Consider the following 15,153-nt stretch of genomic DNA (forward strand, 5'->3'; position numbering starts at 1 on the left):
AAAGCAGATGGCGACCCGATCTCCGACTTTCACTCCCGCCGCCGCGCCCCGCGCTTCGCTGCTCGATGGCCTGCAGGCCTGGCTGCCGAAGCTGGTGCTGGCCCCGAGCATGCTCGTGGTGCTGGTCTGCGTGTACGGCTACATCGGCTGGACGCTGCTGCTGTCCTTCACCAACTCACGCTTCATGCCGGCCTACACCTGGGCCGGGCTGAGCCAGTACCTGCGCCTGTGGGACAACGACCGCTGGTGGGTGGCGAGCAAGAACCTGCTGCTGTTCGGCGGCCTGTTCATCGGCGTCTGCCTGGCGCTCGGGGTGTTCCTCGCGGTGCTGCTGGACCAGCGCATCCGCCGTGAAGGCTTCATCCGCACGGTGTACCTGTACCCCATGGCGCTTTCCATGATCGTCACCGGCACCGCCTGGAAGTGGCTGCTCAACCCCGGCCTGGGCCTGGACAAGCTGCTGCGCGACTGGGGCTGGAGCGGCTTTCGCTTCGACTGGCTGGTGGACCCGGAACGGGTGGTCTACTGCCTGGTGATCGCCGCCGTGTGGCAGGCCTCGGGCTTCGTCATGGCGCTGTTCCTCGCCGGCCTGCGCGGGGTCGACCCGGCCATCGTGCGCGCCGCCCAGGTGGACGGCGCAAGCCTGCCGACCATCTACCTGCGCATTGTCCTGCCGAGCCTGCGCCCGGTGTTCTTCAGCGCACTGATGATCCTCGCGCACATCGCCATCAAGAGCTTCGACCTGGTCGCCGCGATGACCGCCGGCGGCCCCGGCTACTCCTCCGACCTGCCGGCGATGTTCATGTACGCCCACACCTTCACCCGCGGCCAGATGGGCCTGGGCGCGGCCAGCGCGATGCTGATGCTGGGCGCCGTGCTGGCCATCGTCGTGCCGTACCTGTACTCCGAACTGCGGGGCAAGCGCCATGCATGACTCGACCCTGAAACCGTCGTTCAGCCTGAGCCGCCTGGCGGTGCACGCGACCCTCTGGGGCGCCGTGGCGCTGTACGTGATCCCGCTGCTGGTGATGCTGCTGACCAGCTTCAAGTCGCCTGAAGACATCCGTAACAGCAACCTGCTGGCGCTGCCGGAGGTGTTCACCGTGATCGGCTGGGTGAAAGCCTGGGGCGCGGTGGGCGACTACTTCTGGAACTCGGTGAAGATCACCGTGCCGGGCGTGCTGATCTCCACCTTCATCGGCGCCATGAACGGCTACGTGCTGTCGATGTGGCGCTTCCGCGGTTCGCAGCTGTTCTTCGGCGCGCTGCTGTTCGGCTGCTTCCTGCCGTTCCAGGTCATCCTTCTGCCGATGTCCTTCACCCTCGGCAAGCTCGGCCTGGCCAACACCACCACCGGCCTGGTGATGGTGCACTGCATCTACGGCCTGGCCTTCACCACGCTGTTCTTCCGCAACTACTTCGTGGCTATCCCGGATGCCCTGGTGAAGGCCGCACGGCTGGACGGCGCGGGGTTCTTCACCATCTTCCTGCGCATCCTGATGCCGATGTCCACGCCGATTGTGATGGTCTGCCTGATCTGGCAGTTCACCCAGATCTGGAACGACTTCCTCTTCGGTGTGGTGTTCGCCAGCGGCGATGCTCAGCCCATCACCGTGGCGCTGAACAACCTGGTGAACATCAGCACGGGCGTGAAGGAATACAACGTCGACATGGCGGCCGCGATGATCGCGGCGCTGCCCACGCTGGTGGTCTACGTACTGGCCGGCAAGTACTTCGTGCGCGGGCTCACTGCCGGCGCCGTCAAAGGTTGAGGTAAGCACCGATGTCCACCCTTGAACTGCACAACCTGCACAAATCCTACGGCGCAGGCCTGGCGGACACCCTGAAGTCGATCAACCTGTCGATCGATTCGGGCGAGTTCCTGATCCTGGTCGGCCCGTCCGGCTGCGGTAAATCCACCCTGATGAACTGCATCGCCGGGCTGGAGAACCTCACCGGCGGCGCCATCCTGGTGGACGGCCAGGACATCAGCGGCATGAGCCCGAAGGACCGCGACATCGCCATGGTGTTCCAGTCCTATGCGCTGTACCCGACCATGAGCGTGCGCGAGAACATCGCCTTCGGCCTGAAGATCCGCAAGCTGCCAAAGGCCGAGATCGACGCTGAGGTGGCTCGCGTGGCCAAGCTCTTGCAGATCGAGCACCTGCTCGAACGCAAGCCCTCGCAGCTTTCCGGCGGCCAGCAGCAGCGCGTGGCCATGGGCCGGGCGCTGGCGCGGCGGCCGAAGATCTACCTGTTCGACGAACCGCTGTCGAACCTCGACGCCAAGCTGCGCGTGGAGATGCGCACCGAGATCAAGCTGATGCACCAGCGCCTGAAGACCACCACGGTGTACGTGACCCACGACCAGATCGAGGCCATGACCCTGGGTGACAAGGTGGCGGTGATGAAGGACGGCATCGTCCAGCAGTTCGGCACCCCGCAGCAGATCTACAACGACCCGGCGAACCTGTTCGTCGCCAGCTTCATCGGCTCGCCGCCGATGAACTTCATCCCGCTCAAGGTCCAGCAGCAGGGCGGCCGGCTGGTCGGTCTGCTGGACAGCGGCCAGGACCGCTGCGAGCTGCCGCTGCAACTGGAGGCCGGGCTGATCGAGGGCCGCGAGCTGATCCTCGGCGTGCGTCCGGAACAGGTGCAGCTGGCCAGCGATGGCGCCAACGGCCCGAGCGACCTGCGCGCCGAGGTCGAAGTAGTCGAACCCACCGGCCCGGACACCCTGGCCTTCGTCACGTTCAACGGCGCCAAGGTCTGCTGCCGGCTTGCGCCGGACCAGGCGCCGCAGCCGGGCTCGTCCCTGCAGCTGCGCTTCGATCCTTCCCGCGCGCTGCTGTTCGACGCTCAGAGCGGTGAACGCCTGCGCGCCGAGCCGCGCGGCGACGGCGCGAACAAGGTGACGCCGCTGGCCCGCCAGAAGCATTCCTGAAACACCCCTGCCTGTAACTACGCTAGAAACCAAGACAACGAGGACGCTGGAGATGCACAAGAACAACAACAACCGGCCCGCCGCACGAACCCTGGGCTGCCTGCTCGCACTGGGCTGCGCGGGCAACGTCGCCCATGCCGCCGATGCCTTCTCATCCGAGTCCAGGTGGGGCCTGGGTGACTGGGGCGGCAAGCGCACCGAACTGCTGGAGAAGGGCTACGACTTCAAGCTCGACTACGTCGGCGAGGCCGCCAGCAACCTGGGCGGCGGCTACGACCAGCACACCACGGCGCGCTACTCCGACCAGTTCGCCCTCGGCACCCACCTGGACCTGCAGAAGATCCTCGGCTGGGATGCCACCGAGTTCCAGCTGACGGTCACCGAGCGTAGCGGCCGCAACCTCTCCAACGACCGTATCAGCGACCCGCGCGCCGGGCAGTTCAGCTCCGTGCAGGAAGTCTGGGGCCGTGGCCAGACCTGGCGCCTGACGCAGATGTGGATCAAGCAGCAGTACTTCGATGGCGCGCTGGACGTGAAGGTCGGCCGCTTCGGCGAGGGCGAGGACTTCAACAGCTTCCCCTGCGACTTCCAGAACCTGGCTTTCTGCGGCTCGCAGGTGGGCAACTGGGTCGGCGGCATCTGGTACAACTGGCCGGTCAGCCAGTGGGCGGCCCGGGTGAAGTGGAACTTCAACGACGAGTGGTACGCCCAGGTCGGCGCGTACAACCAGAACCCGTCGAACCTGGAAACCGGCAACGGCTTCAAGCTCAACGGCAGCGGCACCAAAGGCACCATCCTGCCGGTGGAGCTGGTATGGATGCCCAAGGTCGGCGCCCAGCAACTGCCCGGCGAATACCGCCTGGGCTATTACTACAGCACTGCCGAGGCCGACGACGTTTACGACGACGTCAACGGCAACCCGCAGGCGCTCACCGGCGAGCCGGCCAAGACCCATAGCGGCAAGCACGGCTGGTGGGTGGTGGCGCAGCAGCAGGTCACCGCCCATGACGGAGACACCTCGCGCGGCCTTAGCCTGTTCGCCAACTTCACCGTGCACGACAAGGCCACCAACACCGTCGACAACTACCAGCAGCTCGGCGTGGTCTACAAGGGCCCGTTCGACGCGCGGCCCAAGGACGACATCGGCTTCGGCGTGGCGCGCATCCACGTCAACGACGACGTGCAGGATCGCCAGCGCCTGGTAAACCAGGTCAACGGCATCGACGACTACGACAACCCGCTGTACCAGCCCATCCAGGACACCGAGTACAACGCCGAGCTGTACTACGGCGTGCATGTGACCAATTGGCTCACCGTGCGGCCGAACCTGCAGTACATCCGCCATCCGGGCGGGGTGGACGAGGTCAACAACGCCGTGGTCGCCGGCCTGAAGATCCAGTCCAGCTTCTGATTGCTCCCTGGTGCGAACCTGGCCCGTCCTTGCGACGGGCCTTTTTTCATTGGCGCGGGCGCTGCGCGTGACTAGGCTTTGCGGTTAGAATCGCCGCCTTTTCTGTAAGATGTAGTGAAACTACAGAGATCTTCACGCCCCGGAATGTCCGGGCAGGGATTGGATCAGGACATCCGGACAATGCTCGAGCATCCGCTGCAGCGCTTTTTTCATTCCATGCGGGGCAAGCGCCCCTTCGACTGGGTGCGCTTCCAGCGTCGCGACCTGCTGCTCATCGATCACCCGCAATGCCAGGCGGTGTTCAGTCGCCAGGGCGCGCAACTGCTGCACTTCCAGCCGCGCGGCGCGCGCCCGCTGCTGTGGTGTTCGAGCCAGTGGCCGAGCCTGAGCACGGCGCCGATCCGCGGCGGTATCCCGGTCTGCTGGCCCTGGTTCGGCAGCCACCCGGTGGAAGCCGACTGGCCGCAGCACGGCTGGGCCCGCCAGCGCGAGTGGCGCATGCTCGACGCCTGGGCCGACGACAGCAAGGTGGTGGTCAGCTGGCAGCTGGATATCGAGGACTGGCACGTGCGCCTGGAAGCGCGCCTGGGCCAGGACCTGGACATCGAACTCTCCAGCTACCACGAAGATGACAGTGACTGCCTCTTCAGCTTCGCCCTGCAGCCCTACTGGCGCGTGGGTTCGCTGCGCCGCTCGGTGGTCCACGGGATGGAGCTGGACGGCAAGGCCAGCGGCCTGCCCAACACCTGGGCACCCCGTGGCGCGGTCAAGCAGGTGCTCTACAACACCGGTTCCCTGGTGCTGGAGGATGCCGGCTGGCAGCGCCGCCTGCGCATCGATAAGAACACCAGCGCCGGTAGCGTCATCTGGCACCCCGGCAGCCGCGCGGTGGAGCAGGTGGAGCCGGGTGAAGCGGAGCGCTTCCTGTGCATCGGCGCCGCCGGCTATCGCGCGGGCGGGCTGATTCTCGCCCAGGGCGAGCGGATGCTGCTGAATCTGCGGGCCGGGTTGGTCTGACCAGGATTGGTTTAGCGCACTCTTACTTGGGCGGTGCGTCGGAACACCCTTGTAGGAGCGGGCTATGCCCGCGATCGCGCGAATGGTGCGCTCCTGCAGAGTCTCGGGAAGAGAGGTGAGCGGACAGCCTCACCGAGGCCATCCGCAGGACGAGGGGCGTGCCCTCAGGACGGTTGCTGAGGAGTGCCCAGCAGCGACTTGCCGGTTTTCTTCTGCCGCTTGGCCATGCGTTTTTCGTGCGCGGTTTTCAGCGGCTTCTTCTTCGCTTGTTTCTTCGCGTCGAGACCTTTCACGAGCCTGTCCTCCAACGGGACGCCCTCGGGCCGAGAGCTGACTGCTTCAGCATAGTCCCGTGGCAGGCGGCCGTTCAGCCGGCGGTCAGGCGCTCCAGCTCGCGGCGCACCATGTTGGCGTAGTGCGGCGGGCTCAGCCGGTACAGCTCGCTGGCCACCCAGGGCAGCCAGCGGGCGCCGAGCGGCTCACGTTCGGCCAGCAGGCGCCGGGCTTCGGCCTCGGCGCGCTGGGCGTTTTCCTGGTGGTAGTCGGCACGGCTCATCGGTGATTCTTCGGTGCAACGTCAGGTCTTGGCGCAGCTCAGCGTCTGCGGATCGATGGTGATGCTGGCCAGCGGCTTGGCGTCGCTGCCGGCGTACTCGTGGGTGACGCTCAGGTGGTGCTCGCGGAAGCGCTGCAGCAGGTCGGGCTGCTGGCAGGTGGTCTCGGAAAGCTGCTTCTTCAGGCCGTTCTCGAACTTGGCGCGGGCGCCCAGGTCCATGGCGTCGAGACGCAGGTTGGAGATGGCGTAGCGGTAATACAGCATCTTCTTCGCCGGGTCGAGCTGCACGCTGTTGAGGGTGGTCACCTTGTCCACCTGGCGCGGCAGGTTGGACTTGGTCACCTGGTCGAAATAGTCCGCCGATTCCTTGAGGAATTTCGCTTCTTCGGGGGAGTCTTCGGCGTGGACGGCAAGGCTGGCGAGCAACAGGAAGGGCAGGGCGAGACGGGCAAACGGCATGGGAGATTCCTGTACGGCTGTTGGGAGTGGGGCGAAGGTGCAGGCTCTGTAAGTGCGACAGCCAGCAGGTGGCCGGGTTCGGTCGAGTGTGCGCTGACGGCACGCTCATGGTCTGTGAGTGTAGAGCACCGTCAGCCGCTGGCTGCTCGCGGGGCGATTCTTTTGCGAGTAGGCTTGCCCCCCGGTCTTTCCCCCCCTTTTCCGCAGGTCCGCAGTCCCGCCATGATCGAACTGACCCAGGTCGACCTCCGCACCGATCCCGCCGCGCAACGCGTGGTGAAGGACGAAACCGTCACCGTCGAATTCGCCGCTGTGGCAGGCGAATTGATGAGCCTCGAAGGCCCGAACCGTTATGCTGTCGGCGACGCGATCATCAGCGGCGCGACCGGTGAGCGCTGGGTCGTTTCCCGCGAGCGCTTCGATCCGAAATACCGGCCCGCCGATACCGCGCTCGCCCACGGCGAGCCGGGCGCCTACCGCAATATCCCCAGCCCGGTGCTGGCCCGGCGCATGGACGAACCCTTCACCCTGCTGCGCTCGACGGGGGGCGACCGTCTCACCGGTGCCGCTGGCGACTGGGTCATGCAATACGCTCCCGGAGACTACGGCGTGGTGAAGGCCGAACGCTTCGCCAAGGTCTATCGCCTGGCCGACTGAAACCGCCCCCGCACTGGCTTCCACGCCCCGCCAGCGGCTATGGTCTGTGCTGGCGGACGCTCTGCGTCGCGCATTTGTTGCAACTTTGCCGGCGTTGCGCAGGTCCACCCTGCAGCCCGCCGGCGGGCGGGACGCTCATCGGGAGGACGGTGCGGGATGCGATTCATGGACATGCGCGGGCTCAGTCTGGGGCCCTGGAAGCTGCTCAAGCTGACGGTGAAGGAATTCCTCGACGACGAGATGCCCACCTATGCCGCCGCGCTGGCCTACCAGGGGCTGTTCTCGCTGTTTCCCTTCCTGCTGTTCCTCATCGCGCTGCTGGGCTTCCTGCACCTGCCGGAATTCTTCGACTTCCTCCGCCAGCAGGCCGACTACGTGCTGCCGGCGCAGGCGCTGGATCAGGTCAACCCGGTCATCGACCAGCTGCAGCAGCGCCAGGGCGGGCTGCTGTCCATCGGTATCGTGGTGGCGCTGTGGTCGTCCTCGGCGGCGGTGCGTTCGCTGATGATCGCGCTCAACGCCGCCTATGACGTGCGCGAAGCACGCCCGGCGTGGAAGCGCATCCCGCTGTCGCTGTTCTACACCTTCGGCCTGGTGGCGATGCTGATGCTGATCGCCGCGCTGATGATCCTCGGGCCCCAGGTGATGGGCTGGATCGCCGCCAAGGTGGGCCTGGAGGACTTCGTGGTGATCCTCTGGAGCATCCTGCGCTGGCCGGTGATCGTGCTGCTGATGATGATGGCGGTGGCGATCATCTACTACGTCACGCCCAACGTGCAGCAGAAGTTCCGCTTCATCACGCCCGGCTCGATGCTCGCCGTGGTGCTGTGGATTTCCGCCTCGCTGGGGTTCGGTTACTACGTGAAGAACTTCGCCGACTACAACGCCATGTACGGCAGCGTCGGCGCGATCATCGTGCTGCTGCTGTACTTCTACATTTCATCGGCGGTGCTGCTGCTGGGCGCGGAGCTCAATGCAGTGATCGAGCACCATCTGCCCCACGGCAAGAACGAAGGCGAGAAGACCTTCGACCAGGCCGCTCCGGCACCGGACGAAGGCTAGGGCTGAACCGGCTGGCCGGCGACGGCGGGCGGCTCGCTGAGCAGCGCGTTGACCAGCGCGGTGGCCTTCTCGAAGGAGGGGTAGCCGCTGCGGGCGACGTCCAGGCTGCCATAGGCCTTCTGGTAGCGCTGGGCCTTGGCCGGGTCAGCCTGCTCCACCAGGAAGGGTTCGGACCAGATCTTGTAGAGCAGCGCCACAGCATAGGGCTGGCCGGCGTCGGCGGCCTTCTCCAGCAGCGGCAGCACCTCGTCCACCTGCGGGCCTTCCTTGATCTTCAGCAGCGCCATGTAGAAGCTCGCTTCGCCGCGCTCGTCCTTCTCCTGGGCGCGGGCGAGCAGGGCTTCGGCCAGCTCGTAGTTGGCCAGGTCGCCGGTGGCGATCAGCAGTTTCGCCTGCAGCATGTCGTTCTGGTAGAGCAGTTGCTCCTGGCGGCAGGCCTCGCCGCTCAGTGGCTCGTCACAGGGGTTGCCGGCGGGTGTCGAGCAACCGGCGAGCAGCAGCGGCAGGGCCAGGGCGGCCAGCAGGTAAGGTGTGTGTTGCTTGCCCATGCAAGTCCCTCGGGGGCGAATGTCAGGGTTCGACCGGTCGGTGCGCGCGCCGGTTCTGCTCATTGCCGAACAGCATAGCCGCTGCGCGTCATAGAGCCTGGAAACCGGGCAGGCGCGGCAGACGCTCGATGAGGAAGTCGATCAGCGCGCGGGTCCGGGCCGGCAGAAAAAGTCGCGAAGGATACAGCAGGCTGGCCTCCTGGGTAGGCCCGCGCCACTCCGGAAGGAGGCGTTGCAGGCTACCGTCGGCCAGCAGGTCGGCCACCAGCCAGGCCGGCGTCAGGCCGAAGCCGGCACCCAGGCAGTAGCTCTCGCGGATTGCCAGTGAGCTGTTCACCGTGTAGCGGCTGCGTGTGGCGAGGTTAAGCTCGCGCCCGTCGGCGTGGCGCAGCAGCAGGTTCTGCCCGGCGTCGAGCCAGGCGAAGCGCAGGTAGTCGGCCAGCGGCAAGTCTTCGGGAGCCTGCAGCCCGGACTGCCGCGCGAGCCATGCCGGAGCGGCCACCAGATAGCGCGGCGATCGGGCCAGCGGGCGTGCGATCAGCTGTTCCGGCAGTTCGCCGCCCAGGCGCAGGGCGAGGTCGATGCCTTCTTCGGCGAGGTCGACGAAGCGGTCGTTGAGCAGCAGCTCCACCTCGACCTCCGGGTGCAACTGCATGAATTCCAGCAGCAGCGCATTCAGGCGCAGCACGCCCAGGCTCACCGGTGCGCTGACCCGCAGGCGACCGCGCACCTGCTCGGTCTCGCCACGGGCCTCGCTGACGCCCTCGGCATAGCTTTCCAGCGTCTGCCGGGCATGCTCGTAGAAGCGCCGGCCCTGTTCGGTGGGCTGCACGCGGGTGGTGCTGCGGATCAGCAACTGCGCGCCGACCTGCCGCTCCAACGCCGCCATGGTCTTGCTCACCGTTGGCTGGCTGCTGCCGGACTCACGGGCCACGGCGGAAAGGCTGCCCAGCTCCACGGCGCGGACGAAACAGTGCAACGCCTTGAGAGTATCCATGTCCTATTCGTTTATCGAATGACGGGTCTGCAAATATGCCGTCTACCGCCGTGATTGGGAATGGCCGAGCCTGTGCTCCTCTCAATCACCGATCTCGAGGAATGCCATGAAACGTTTGCTGCTCGCCGCCCTGATCACCCTGGCCCTGCCACTGGCGCAGGCCGAAGAAGGACACTGGCAGGCGACCTGGAGCGCCAGCCCGCAGCGCACCTGGGGCAAGGAAGTACCGCTGCCGCTGGGTGTGCCGCCGGTGATCGGCAACCACACACTGCGGCAGAGCGTGAAGCTCAGCCTGGGTGGCCAGCGTGTGCGCGTCGCGCTGTCCAATGCCTATGGCAGCCAGCCGGTGGCCATCGGCGGTGTCGCCGTGGCACTCGCTGCGTCTGCCGGTCAGCTCGATGGCCCGAGCCGCCGCCTGACCTTCGCCGGCCAGCCCACGGCGTACATCGCACCGGGCGCCGAGCTGCTGAGCGATCCGCTGGACCTCGCCGTTCCTGCGCTGGGCGAGCTGGCCGTGTCGATCTACCTGCCGCAGCCCACCGCCATAGAAAGCTTCCACTGGGACGGCAAGCAGCGCGTCTACGGTGGCCCGGGCGAACAGCTCGACGCCGCGCGCCTGCCGGCGGACGGCAAGATGGAAGCGCGGCTGTTCCTCGCCGATGTGCTGGTGGAAAGCCCCGCAGCGCGCCCGGTGGTGGCGGTACTCGGCGACTCGATCACCGATGGCCGTGGCGCCAGCCTGGACGGCAACCAGCGCTGGCCGGACGTGCTGGCGCAGCGGCTGGCAGCGCGTGACGTGGGCGTGATCAATGCCGGCATCTCCGGCGCGCGCCTGCTCTCCGACGGCATGGGGCAGAGCGCCCTGGTGCGTTTCCAGCGCGACGTGCTGGGCAAGCCGGGCGTGAAGGTGGCCATTGTGGCGCTGGGGATCAACGACATCTCCTGGCCCGGCAGCACCTTCGCGCCGAACAATCCGCTGGTGCAGTACGAGGACCTGGTCGCCGGTTACCGCCAACTGATCGCCCAGGCCCATGTGCGCGGTGTGCGCCTCGTCGGTGCGACCATCCTGCCGTTCGAGCGTGCGCTCAGCGGGTCGCCCATCGAGAACTACCACGCCGCCAACAAGGAAGCGCTGCGCCAGCGGGTGAACCGGTGGATTCGCGAGAGCGGCGAGTTCGATGCAGTGGTGGACCTGGATGCGCACCTGCGCGATCCCGCCCACTCGTTGCGCCTGCTGCCGGCCTACGACAGCGGCGACCACCTGCACCCCAGCGATGCGGGGAACCGGGCGATGGCCCGGAGCGTGGACATCGATGCGTTGCTCAAGGGCATCCTGTAGGAGCAACTGTCTTTTTTCCGGCAACTATTTGCCGACGTTTCCCCCTCTCCCTCAGGGAGATGGGGCTGATCTCGCCGGCTGATGCTGTGGTTTCATCCTGCACCGAACGGTCCCCTCTCCCGCTTGAGGAGCGGGGCGCGCAGCCAGGGTTAGGGTGAGGGGCTCTTTATCTCGTAGGGGCGGGTCATGCCCGCGACCCACCTGACGCCCGCATTGCCGGAAAGGCGCCTCGGCTGCCGCCTCAACTACCAAACACCGGCCCGACGCTGTCGTCGTCCATGCCGCGCTCCAGCTTGATCTTCAGCGCCAGGTCGGTGCGCGAGTCGGCGAACTTCAGCGCATCGCTCACGCTCACGCGGCCTTCCTCCAGCAGCTTGTAGAGGCTCTGGTCGAAGCTCTGCATGCCGCTTTCCAGCGCGCGTTCCACCGCGCCCTTGAGCTCGGGCAGTTCATCGCGCTGGATGATGCCGCGAATGTGTGGCGTGCCCATCACCAGCTCCACCGCCACGGCGCGGCGCTGGTGAGTGCCGGGCACCAGGCGCTGGCCGACCAGCGCGAGGATGTTCTGCGACAGGTCGGCCAGCACCTGCGGGCGCGCCTCGTCGGGGAAGAAGCGGGTGATACGCTCGATGGCGTGGCGGCAGCTGGTGCCGTGCAGGGTGGCGACGCACAGGTGGCCTGTCTCGGCGTAGTGCAGTGCGTGCTGCATGGTGGCGGCGTCGCGGATTTCGCCAAGCATGATCACGTCCGGCGCCTCGCGCAGCACGTTGCGCAGGGCGTCCTCGTAGCTGTGGGTATCCAGGCCGACCTCGCGCTGGTCGATGATCGATTTCTTGTGCGTGTGGAGGAACTCGATGGGGTCCTCGATGCAGACGATGTGCCCGGAGCGGTGGCGGTTGCGGAAGTCCAGCATGCTCGCCAGGGTCGTCGACTTGCCCGCGCCCGCCGCGCCAATCACCAGGATCAGCCCGCGGTCCTGCATGGCCAGCTTGTCGAGGATCGATGGCAGGCCGAGGGAGGTGACGTCGGGGATCACCTGCTTGATCAGGCGCACCACCATGGCCACTTCCCCACGCTGGAAGTAGATGTTCGCGCGGAAGCGTCCGACGTCCGGCACGCTCAGCGCCAGGTTCATCTCCAGGTCGCGCTCGAAGTCCTGGGCCTGGGCCGGCGACATCAGTTGCCAGGCCAGGGTCTTCACTTCGCCCACGCCTAAGGGCCGCTCGCCCACGGGCTGGCTGTGGCCCTCGACCTTCAGGTGGGGCGGTGCGCCCACACTGAAGAACATGTCCGAGCCGCCATGCTTCGGCAGCAGCGTCAGGTAGTGGAAGACATCCGGCAGGGTATCCGGGGTCGTGTCGCTCATGGAGCCTCCTTTATCGGCATTTCGTGGGGGCGAACTGTGCCGCGCAAAGGGTGAAGGCAAATTGCCATGGATCATGTCCATCAGTAGAGTAGCGCCGCCGCGCGCGGCTGAGGGCGCACGGCAACATACCGTCAAACAAGGATGGCTCATGAAACTGAAGATGTTGGGCGCCGCTCTGGCGCTTTCGCTGGCCGGCTGCGCCAGCTTCCCGGGGGACCAGGTCGCCGAGACCAAGTTGCCGTCGATGGCTGCCTACCAGCAACGCCCGAGCGTGTTCGTCGATTTCGACTTCTACCAGGGCCAGCCGGGCGCCACCAACGCAGTGGAAATTCCCCAGGCCAAGGAGCAGCTCAAGCCGCAGCTGGAAAGCCTGCTGCGTGATTCGGGGATGTTCAGCCGCTACACCCTGGACGAGTTCCAGAAGCAGCCGGGTGACTACACCCTCAAGCTGAAGGTCTACAACCACGGCTCCACGGGGGCGGCGATGGTCAGCGGTTTCATCACCGGCTTCACGCTGTTCATCATCCCTGGCACCGCCAAGGATGAGTACACCATGACCCTGGAAGTGCTGGACGAGAAAGGCCAGCCGCTGCTGGCACGGCAGAACGACGAGTCGATCCGCACCTGGTTCGGCATCTGGTTCCTGCCCCTGGCCGGCAATACGCCCAAGGAAGCCACCGCCAATGCCTTCGGCCGCCAGTTCAACGCGCTGCTCAAGCAACTGGCAGACCAGCAGGTCCTCAAGTACGCCCAGCGCCCGTCGCCGCTGCGTGGTTGAGTCGAGCGGCGCGCCTGCGGCGCGCCGCTACTGTCCCTCTTATTGCTGCAGGGCCTGGATGAACGCCGGGTCCTGATACAGCTCCGCCAGCAGGCGCGTCACCAGCGGGTTGAAGGCATTGGCCGCGCGCGGAATCGCCACGGCGCCCATGAAACTGCTGTCCCAGCTGCTGTTGACGGTCTTGGTGCTGCTGTAGAGCGAGCGGTCCTGCTCGCGCAGATCGAATTGCGCACTCAGGGTGCCCTTGCCGTCGCCGAAGGCGGCGGCGTCCAGGTTGGTCTGGCGCAGGGTGACCTCCAGGTGGCGCGCAGCGCCCGGCTGCAACAGCCCGGCCAGACGCAGTTCGTTCTCCAGCGCCTTCTGTACGTGATTGCTCAGATTGCCTTCCGGGCTGCGCACCGGATTGGCGCGCACCATCAGCGAGTTCTGCCCGGGCGCTGCGCTGACGCTGGGCGCGTCCAGCTTGGCCAGCGGCTCCTTGGCCTTGAGTGCCTGGACGTTGTCGTAGTTGGGTTCGTAGCGCGGCATGGTGACGCCGCAACCCTGCAGCAGGAGGACGGTGAGTGCGGCGCAGGCGATTCGGGCAGACATGGGACTTCCTTTCCATCGACATAAAAAAGGGCGCGAAGATAGCACGATGATGGCATCGCCGGCTTCGCGCCCTTTCGACGGAGGATTTGCTCCCGTGCCGGTCAGGTCGACAGCTGGTTGGCGAACTGGCCCACGGCGTTGACCACGCGCTGGGCGCTGTCCTGGATTTCGATGATCACTGTGCCGGCCTGGCCGGACAGCTCCAGGCCCAGTTCGGCCTGTTGCTTGCCGCGGTCGATCATGGCCACGGCCTGGCCGGCCAGATGCTGGTTCTGTTCCACCACGCGGGTGATTTCCTCGGTGGCGGCGCTGGTGCGCGAGGCGAGCTGGCGCACCTCGTCGGCGACCACCGCGAAGCCGCGCCCCTGGTCGCCCGCGCGGGCGGCTTCGATGGCGGCGTTGAGCGCCAGCAGGTTGGTCTGGTCGGCGATGCTGCGGATGCTCTGCACCAGCGCGCCGATGGCCTGGGACTGGCGGTCCAGCGCCTCGATGCCCTGGGCGGCCTCCTGCATGCGGTCGGCCAGCTCGCGCATCACATCCACGGTCTGCTGAACCACGGCAGCGCCCTTGGTGGCGCTGTTGTCGGTAGTCTGCGAGGTGTCGAAGGCGATGGTTGCCGCTTGCGCGACGGCGTTCTCGCGGTGCACCTGCTCGGTGATCACGGTGGCGAACTTCACCACTTTGTAGAGGCGGTCGTGGGCGTCGATGATCGGGTTGTACGAAGCCTCCAGCCAGACCTCGTGGCCGCGGCTGTCGATACGCTTGAAGCGGCCGGTGACGAACTCGCCGCGGCGCAGCTTGGCCCAGAAGGCGTCGTACTGCGACGAGTTGTATTCGCCGGGCTCGCAGAACATCCGGTGATGCTTGCCCTGGATCTGCGTCAGGCTGTAGCCCATGGCGTTGAGGAAGCGGTCGTTGGCGGCGAGCACTTCGCCCTGCAGGTTGAATTCGATCACCGCGGTGGAGCGTTGCAGCGCCTCGATCAGGTTCTCGTGCTCGCGGGAGTTCTCGATGGTGCGGGTCAGGTCGCTGGCGTAGATCGAGAAGCGCTGAATCTTCCCGGCGCTGTCGTGCACCGGCTGCAGGATCGAACGCAGCCAGGCTTCCTCGCCGTCGCCGCGCAGCAGGCGGATCACCCCGGCCAGATGCTCGCCGCGCTCGATGGCGTGCTTCACCTTCAGGTGGAAGTCCAGCCCACGGACGTGGTCGGGAATCAGGTCGAGCAGCGGGCGGCCCTTGAGCTGTTCGCCACGGTGGAGCATCTCCTTCTCGAAGTTGGCATTCACCGACTCGATGCGCCCTCGGGGGTCGAGGAACAACACGAGCATTTCCTCGTCGAGGCTGGCGCGGATCTCTTCGACGGAGGCGAGTTCTTCACGCAGGGTGGCGATTTCCTGCTTCAGACGCGAGTTGAACATGCGAGGGCTT

Annotated in this window: 17 protein-coding genes and 1 pseudogene; 9 read left to right on the top strand and 9 right to left on the bottom strand. The window is 66.3% G+C overall.

The window, feature by feature from the left end; genetic code table 11:
• Nucleotides 1–7 precede the first annotated feature (7 nt).
• From ABKS89_RS09475 to ABKS89_RS09495, 5 genes are all read left to right on the top strand, one after another.
• Nucleotides 8–934, top strand: a complete 927-nt coding sequence (locus tag ABKS89_RS09475) for a carbohydrate ABC transporter permease (protein WP_138212814.1) — start codon at nucleotides 8–10, stop codon at nucleotides 932–934.
• Complete coding sequence (locus ABKS89_RS09480) at nucleotides 927–1,772, top strand: carbohydrate ABC transporter permease (RefSeq protein ID WP_348589499.1); 846 nt, start codon at nucleotides 927–929, stop codon at nucleotides 1,770–1,772. Before ABKS89_RS09475 ends, ABKS89_RS09480 begins: the two co-directional genes overlap by 8 nt.
• 11 nt (nucleotides 1,773–1,783) lie before the next feature.
• The gene (locus ABKS89_RS09485; RefSeq protein ID WP_348589497.1) at nucleotides 1,784–2,944 is read left to right on the top strand and encodes an ABC transporter ATP-binding protein; all 1,161 of its coding nucleotides are present in this window, start codon (nucleotides 1,784–1,786) and stop codon (nucleotides 2,942–2,944) included.
• Between the two features lie 52 nt (nucleotides 2,945–2,996).
• Nucleotides 2,997–4,355, top strand: a complete 1,359-nt coding sequence (locus tag ABKS89_RS09490) for a carbohydrate porin (RefSeq protein ID WP_138212817.1) — start codon at nucleotides 2,997–2,999, stop codon at nucleotides 4,353–4,355.
• Nucleotides 4,356–4,535: 180 nt separating this feature from the next.
• Entirely contained in the window at nucleotides 4,536–5,372 is an 837-nt protein-coding gene (locus ABKS89_RS09495; RefSeq protein ID WP_138212818.1) for a D-hexose-6-phosphate mutarotase, read from the top strand.
• Between the two features lie 164 nt (nucleotides 5,373–5,536).
• Here ABKS89_RS09495 and ABKS89_RS09500 read toward each other — a convergent pair whose 3' ends face one another.
• The 3 genes from ABKS89_RS09500 to ABKS89_RS09510 all read right to left on the bottom strand — a co-directional run bounded on the left by ABKS89_RS09500 (nucleotide 5,537) and on the right by ABKS89_RS09510 (nucleotide 6,387).
• On the bottom strand, nucleotides 5,537–5,665 hold the full coding sequence (locus ABKS89_RS09500; RefSeq protein WP_017516671.1) for a hypothetical protein: 129 nt from the start codon (nucleotides 5,663–5,665) through the stop codon (nucleotides 5,537–5,539).
• A gap of 74 nt (nucleotides 5,666–5,739) precedes the next feature.
• Nucleotides 5,740–5,928 (bottom strand): hypothetical protein, encoded by a 189-nt coding sequence (locus tag ABKS89_RS09505; protein ID WP_138212819.1) that lies wholly within the window; start codon nucleotides 5,926–5,928, stop codon nucleotides 5,740–5,742.
• Nucleotides 5,929–5,949: 21 nt separating this feature from the next.
• Nucleotides 5,950–6,387 carry a hypothetical protein gene (locus tag ABKS89_RS09510; RefSeq protein ID WP_348589496.1) on the bottom strand — a complete coding sequence of 146 codons (438 nt, stop codon included), beginning with the start codon at nucleotides 6,385–6,387 and terminating at the stop codon, nucleotides 5,950–5,952.
• Between the two features lie 222 nt (nucleotides 6,388–6,609).
• On the opposite strand from ABKS89_RS09510, the gene ABKS89_RS09515 reads away from it, so the two are divergent.
• Together ABKS89_RS09515 and ABKS89_RS09520 are read left to right on the top strand one after the other, a co-directional pair.
• Entirely contained in the window at nucleotides 6,610–7,044 is a 435-nt protein-coding gene (locus ABKS89_RS09515; protein ID WP_348589494.1) for a PGDYG domain-containing protein, read from the top strand.
• Between the two features lie 156 nt (nucleotides 7,045–7,200).
• Nucleotides 7,201–8,106: a YihY/virulence factor BrkB family protein gene (locus tag ABKS89_RS09520; RefSeq protein ID WP_348589493.1), complete on the top strand. Its 906-nt coding sequence runs from the start codon at nucleotides 7,201–7,203 to the stop codon at nucleotides 8,104–8,106.
• Here the strand turns inward: ABKS89_RS09520 and ABKS89_RS09525 are convergent.
• A complete protein-coding gene (locus ABKS89_RS09525) occupies nucleotides 8,103–8,654 on the bottom strand; it encodes a hypothetical protein (RefSeq protein WP_138212823.1) in 552 nt (183 codons plus the stop codon). The genes ABKS89_RS09520 and ABKS89_RS09525 overlap by 4 nt on opposite strands.
• Before the next feature lie 88 nt (nucleotides 8,655–8,742).
• The gene (locus tag ABKS89_RS09530; protein WP_348589492.1) at nucleotides 8,743–9,651 is read right to left on the bottom strand and encodes a LysR family transcriptional regulator; all 909 of its coding nucleotides are present in this window, start codon (nucleotides 9,649–9,651) and stop codon (nucleotides 8,743–8,745) included.
• A 106-nt stretch (nucleotides 9,652–9,757) separates the two neighbouring features.
• Between ABKS89_RS09530 and ABKS89_RS09535 the strand changes: the two genes are divergently transcribed.
• The gene (locus ABKS89_RS09535) at nucleotides 9,758–10,990 is read left to right on the top strand and encodes an SGNH/GDSL hydrolase family protein (protein ID WP_348589491.1); all 1,233 of its coding nucleotides are present in this window, start codon (nucleotides 9,758–9,760) and stop codon (nucleotides 10,988–10,990) included.
• Nucleotides 10,991–11,231: 241 nt separating this feature from the next.
• Here ABKS89_RS09535 and ABKS89_RS09540 read toward each other — a convergent pair whose 3' ends face one another.
• Nucleotides 11,232–12,356 (bottom strand): PilT/PilU family type 4a pilus ATPase, encoded by a 1,125-nt coding sequence (locus ABKS89_RS09540; protein WP_138212826.1) that lies wholly within the window; start codon nucleotides 12,354–12,356, stop codon nucleotides 11,232–11,234.
• Nucleotides 12,357–12,504: 148 nt separating this feature from the next.
• On the opposite strand from ABKS89_RS09540, the gene ABKS89_RS09545 reads away from it, so the two are divergent.
• Nucleotides 12,505–13,134, top strand: a complete 630-nt coding sequence (locus ABKS89_RS09545; protein ID WP_138212827.1) for a hypothetical protein — start codon at nucleotides 12,505–12,507, stop codon at nucleotides 13,132–13,134.
• 39 nt (nucleotides 13,135–13,173) lie between these two features.
• Here ABKS89_RS09545 and ABKS89_RS09550 read toward each other — a convergent pair whose 3' ends face one another.
• From ABKS89_RS09550 to ABKS89_RS09560, 3 genes and pseudogenes are all read right to left on the bottom strand, one after another.
• Complete coding sequence (locus tag ABKS89_RS09550) at nucleotides 13,174–13,725, bottom strand: hypothetical protein (protein ID WP_138212828.1); 552 nt, start codon at nucleotides 13,723–13,725, stop codon at nucleotides 13,174–13,176.
• Nucleotides 13,726–13,826: 101 nt separating this feature from the next.
• A complete protein-coding gene (locus tag ABKS89_RS09555; protein WP_518301038.1) occupies nucleotides 13,827–14,405 on the bottom strand; it encodes a methyl-accepting chemotaxis protein in 579 nt (192 codons plus the stop codon).
• Between the two features lie 9 nt (nucleotides 14,406–14,414).
• Nucleotides 14,415–15,143: pseudogene (locus tag ABKS89_RS09560) on the bottom strand (PAS domain-containing protein); the annotation flags it as partial.
• Nucleotides 15,144–15,153: the final 10 nt, after the last annotated feature.

It is taken from the genome of Pseudomonas sp. LABIM340 (assembly GCF_040017195.2).
Taxonomy (GTDB): domain Bacteria; phylum Pseudomonadota; class Gammaproteobacteria; order Pseudomonadales; family Pseudomonadaceae; genus Pseudomonas.

Excerpts from the sequence above, each read along its gene's own strand:
- ABKS89_RS09475 (WP_138212814.1), top strand. The coding sequence starts at position 8 with ATGGCGACCCGATCTCCGACTTTCACTCCCGCCGCCGCGCCCCGCGCT.
- ABKS89_RS09480 (WP_348589499.1), top strand. The coding sequence starts at position 927 with ATGCATGACTCGACCCTGAAACCGTCGTTCAGCCTGAGCCGCCTGGCG.
- ABKS89_RS09485 (WP_348589497.1), top strand. The coding sequence starts at position 1,784 with ATGTCCACCCTTGAACTGCACAACCTGCACAAATCCTACGGCGCAGGC.
- ABKS89_RS09490 (WP_138212817.1), top strand. The coding sequence starts at position 2,997 with ATGCACAAGAACAACAACAACCGGCCCGCCGCACGAACCCTGGGCTGC.
- ABKS89_RS09495 (WP_138212818.1), top strand. The coding sequence starts at position 4,536 with ATGCTCGAGCATCCGCTGCAGCGCTTTTTTCATTCCATGCGGGGCAAG.
- ABKS89_RS09505 (WP_138212819.1), bottom strand. The coding sequence starts at position 5,928 with ATGAGCCGTGCCGACTACCACCAGGAAAACGCCCAGCGCGCCGAGGCC.
- ABKS89_RS09510 (WP_348589496.1), bottom strand. The coding sequence starts at position 6,387 with ATGCCGTTTGCCCGTCTCGCCCTGCCCTTCCTGTTGCTCGCCAGCCTT.
- ABKS89_RS09515 (WP_348589494.1), top strand. The coding sequence starts at position 6,610 with ATGATCGAACTGACCCAGGTCGACCTCCGCACCGATCCCGCCGCGCAA.
- ABKS89_RS09520 (WP_348589493.1), top strand. The coding sequence starts at position 7,201 with ATGCGATTCATGGACATGCGCGGGCTCAGTCTGGGGCCCTGGAAGCTG.
- ABKS89_RS09525 (WP_138212823.1), bottom strand. The coding sequence starts at position 8,654 with ATGGGCAAGCAACACACACCTTACCTGCTGGCCGCCCTGGCCCTGCCG.
- ABKS89_RS09530 (WP_348589492.1), bottom strand. The coding sequence starts at position 9,651 with ATGGATACTCTCAAGGCGTTGCACTGTTTCGTCCGCGCCGTGGAGCTG.
- ABKS89_RS09535 (WP_348589491.1), top strand. The coding sequence starts at position 9,758 with ATGAAACGTTTGCTGCTCGCCGCCCTGATCACCCTGGCCCTGCCACTG.
- ABKS89_RS09540 (WP_138212826.1), bottom strand. The coding sequence starts at position 12,356 with ATGAGCGACACGACCCCGGATACCCTGCCGGATGTCTTCCACTACCTG.
- ABKS89_RS09545 (WP_138212827.1), top strand. The coding sequence starts at position 12,505 with ATGAAACTGAAGATGTTGGGCGCCGCTCTGGCGCTTTCGCTGGCCGGC.
- ABKS89_RS09550 (WP_138212828.1), bottom strand. The coding sequence starts at position 13,725 with ATGTCTGCCCGAATCGCCTGCGCCGCACTCACCGTCCTCCTGCTGCAG.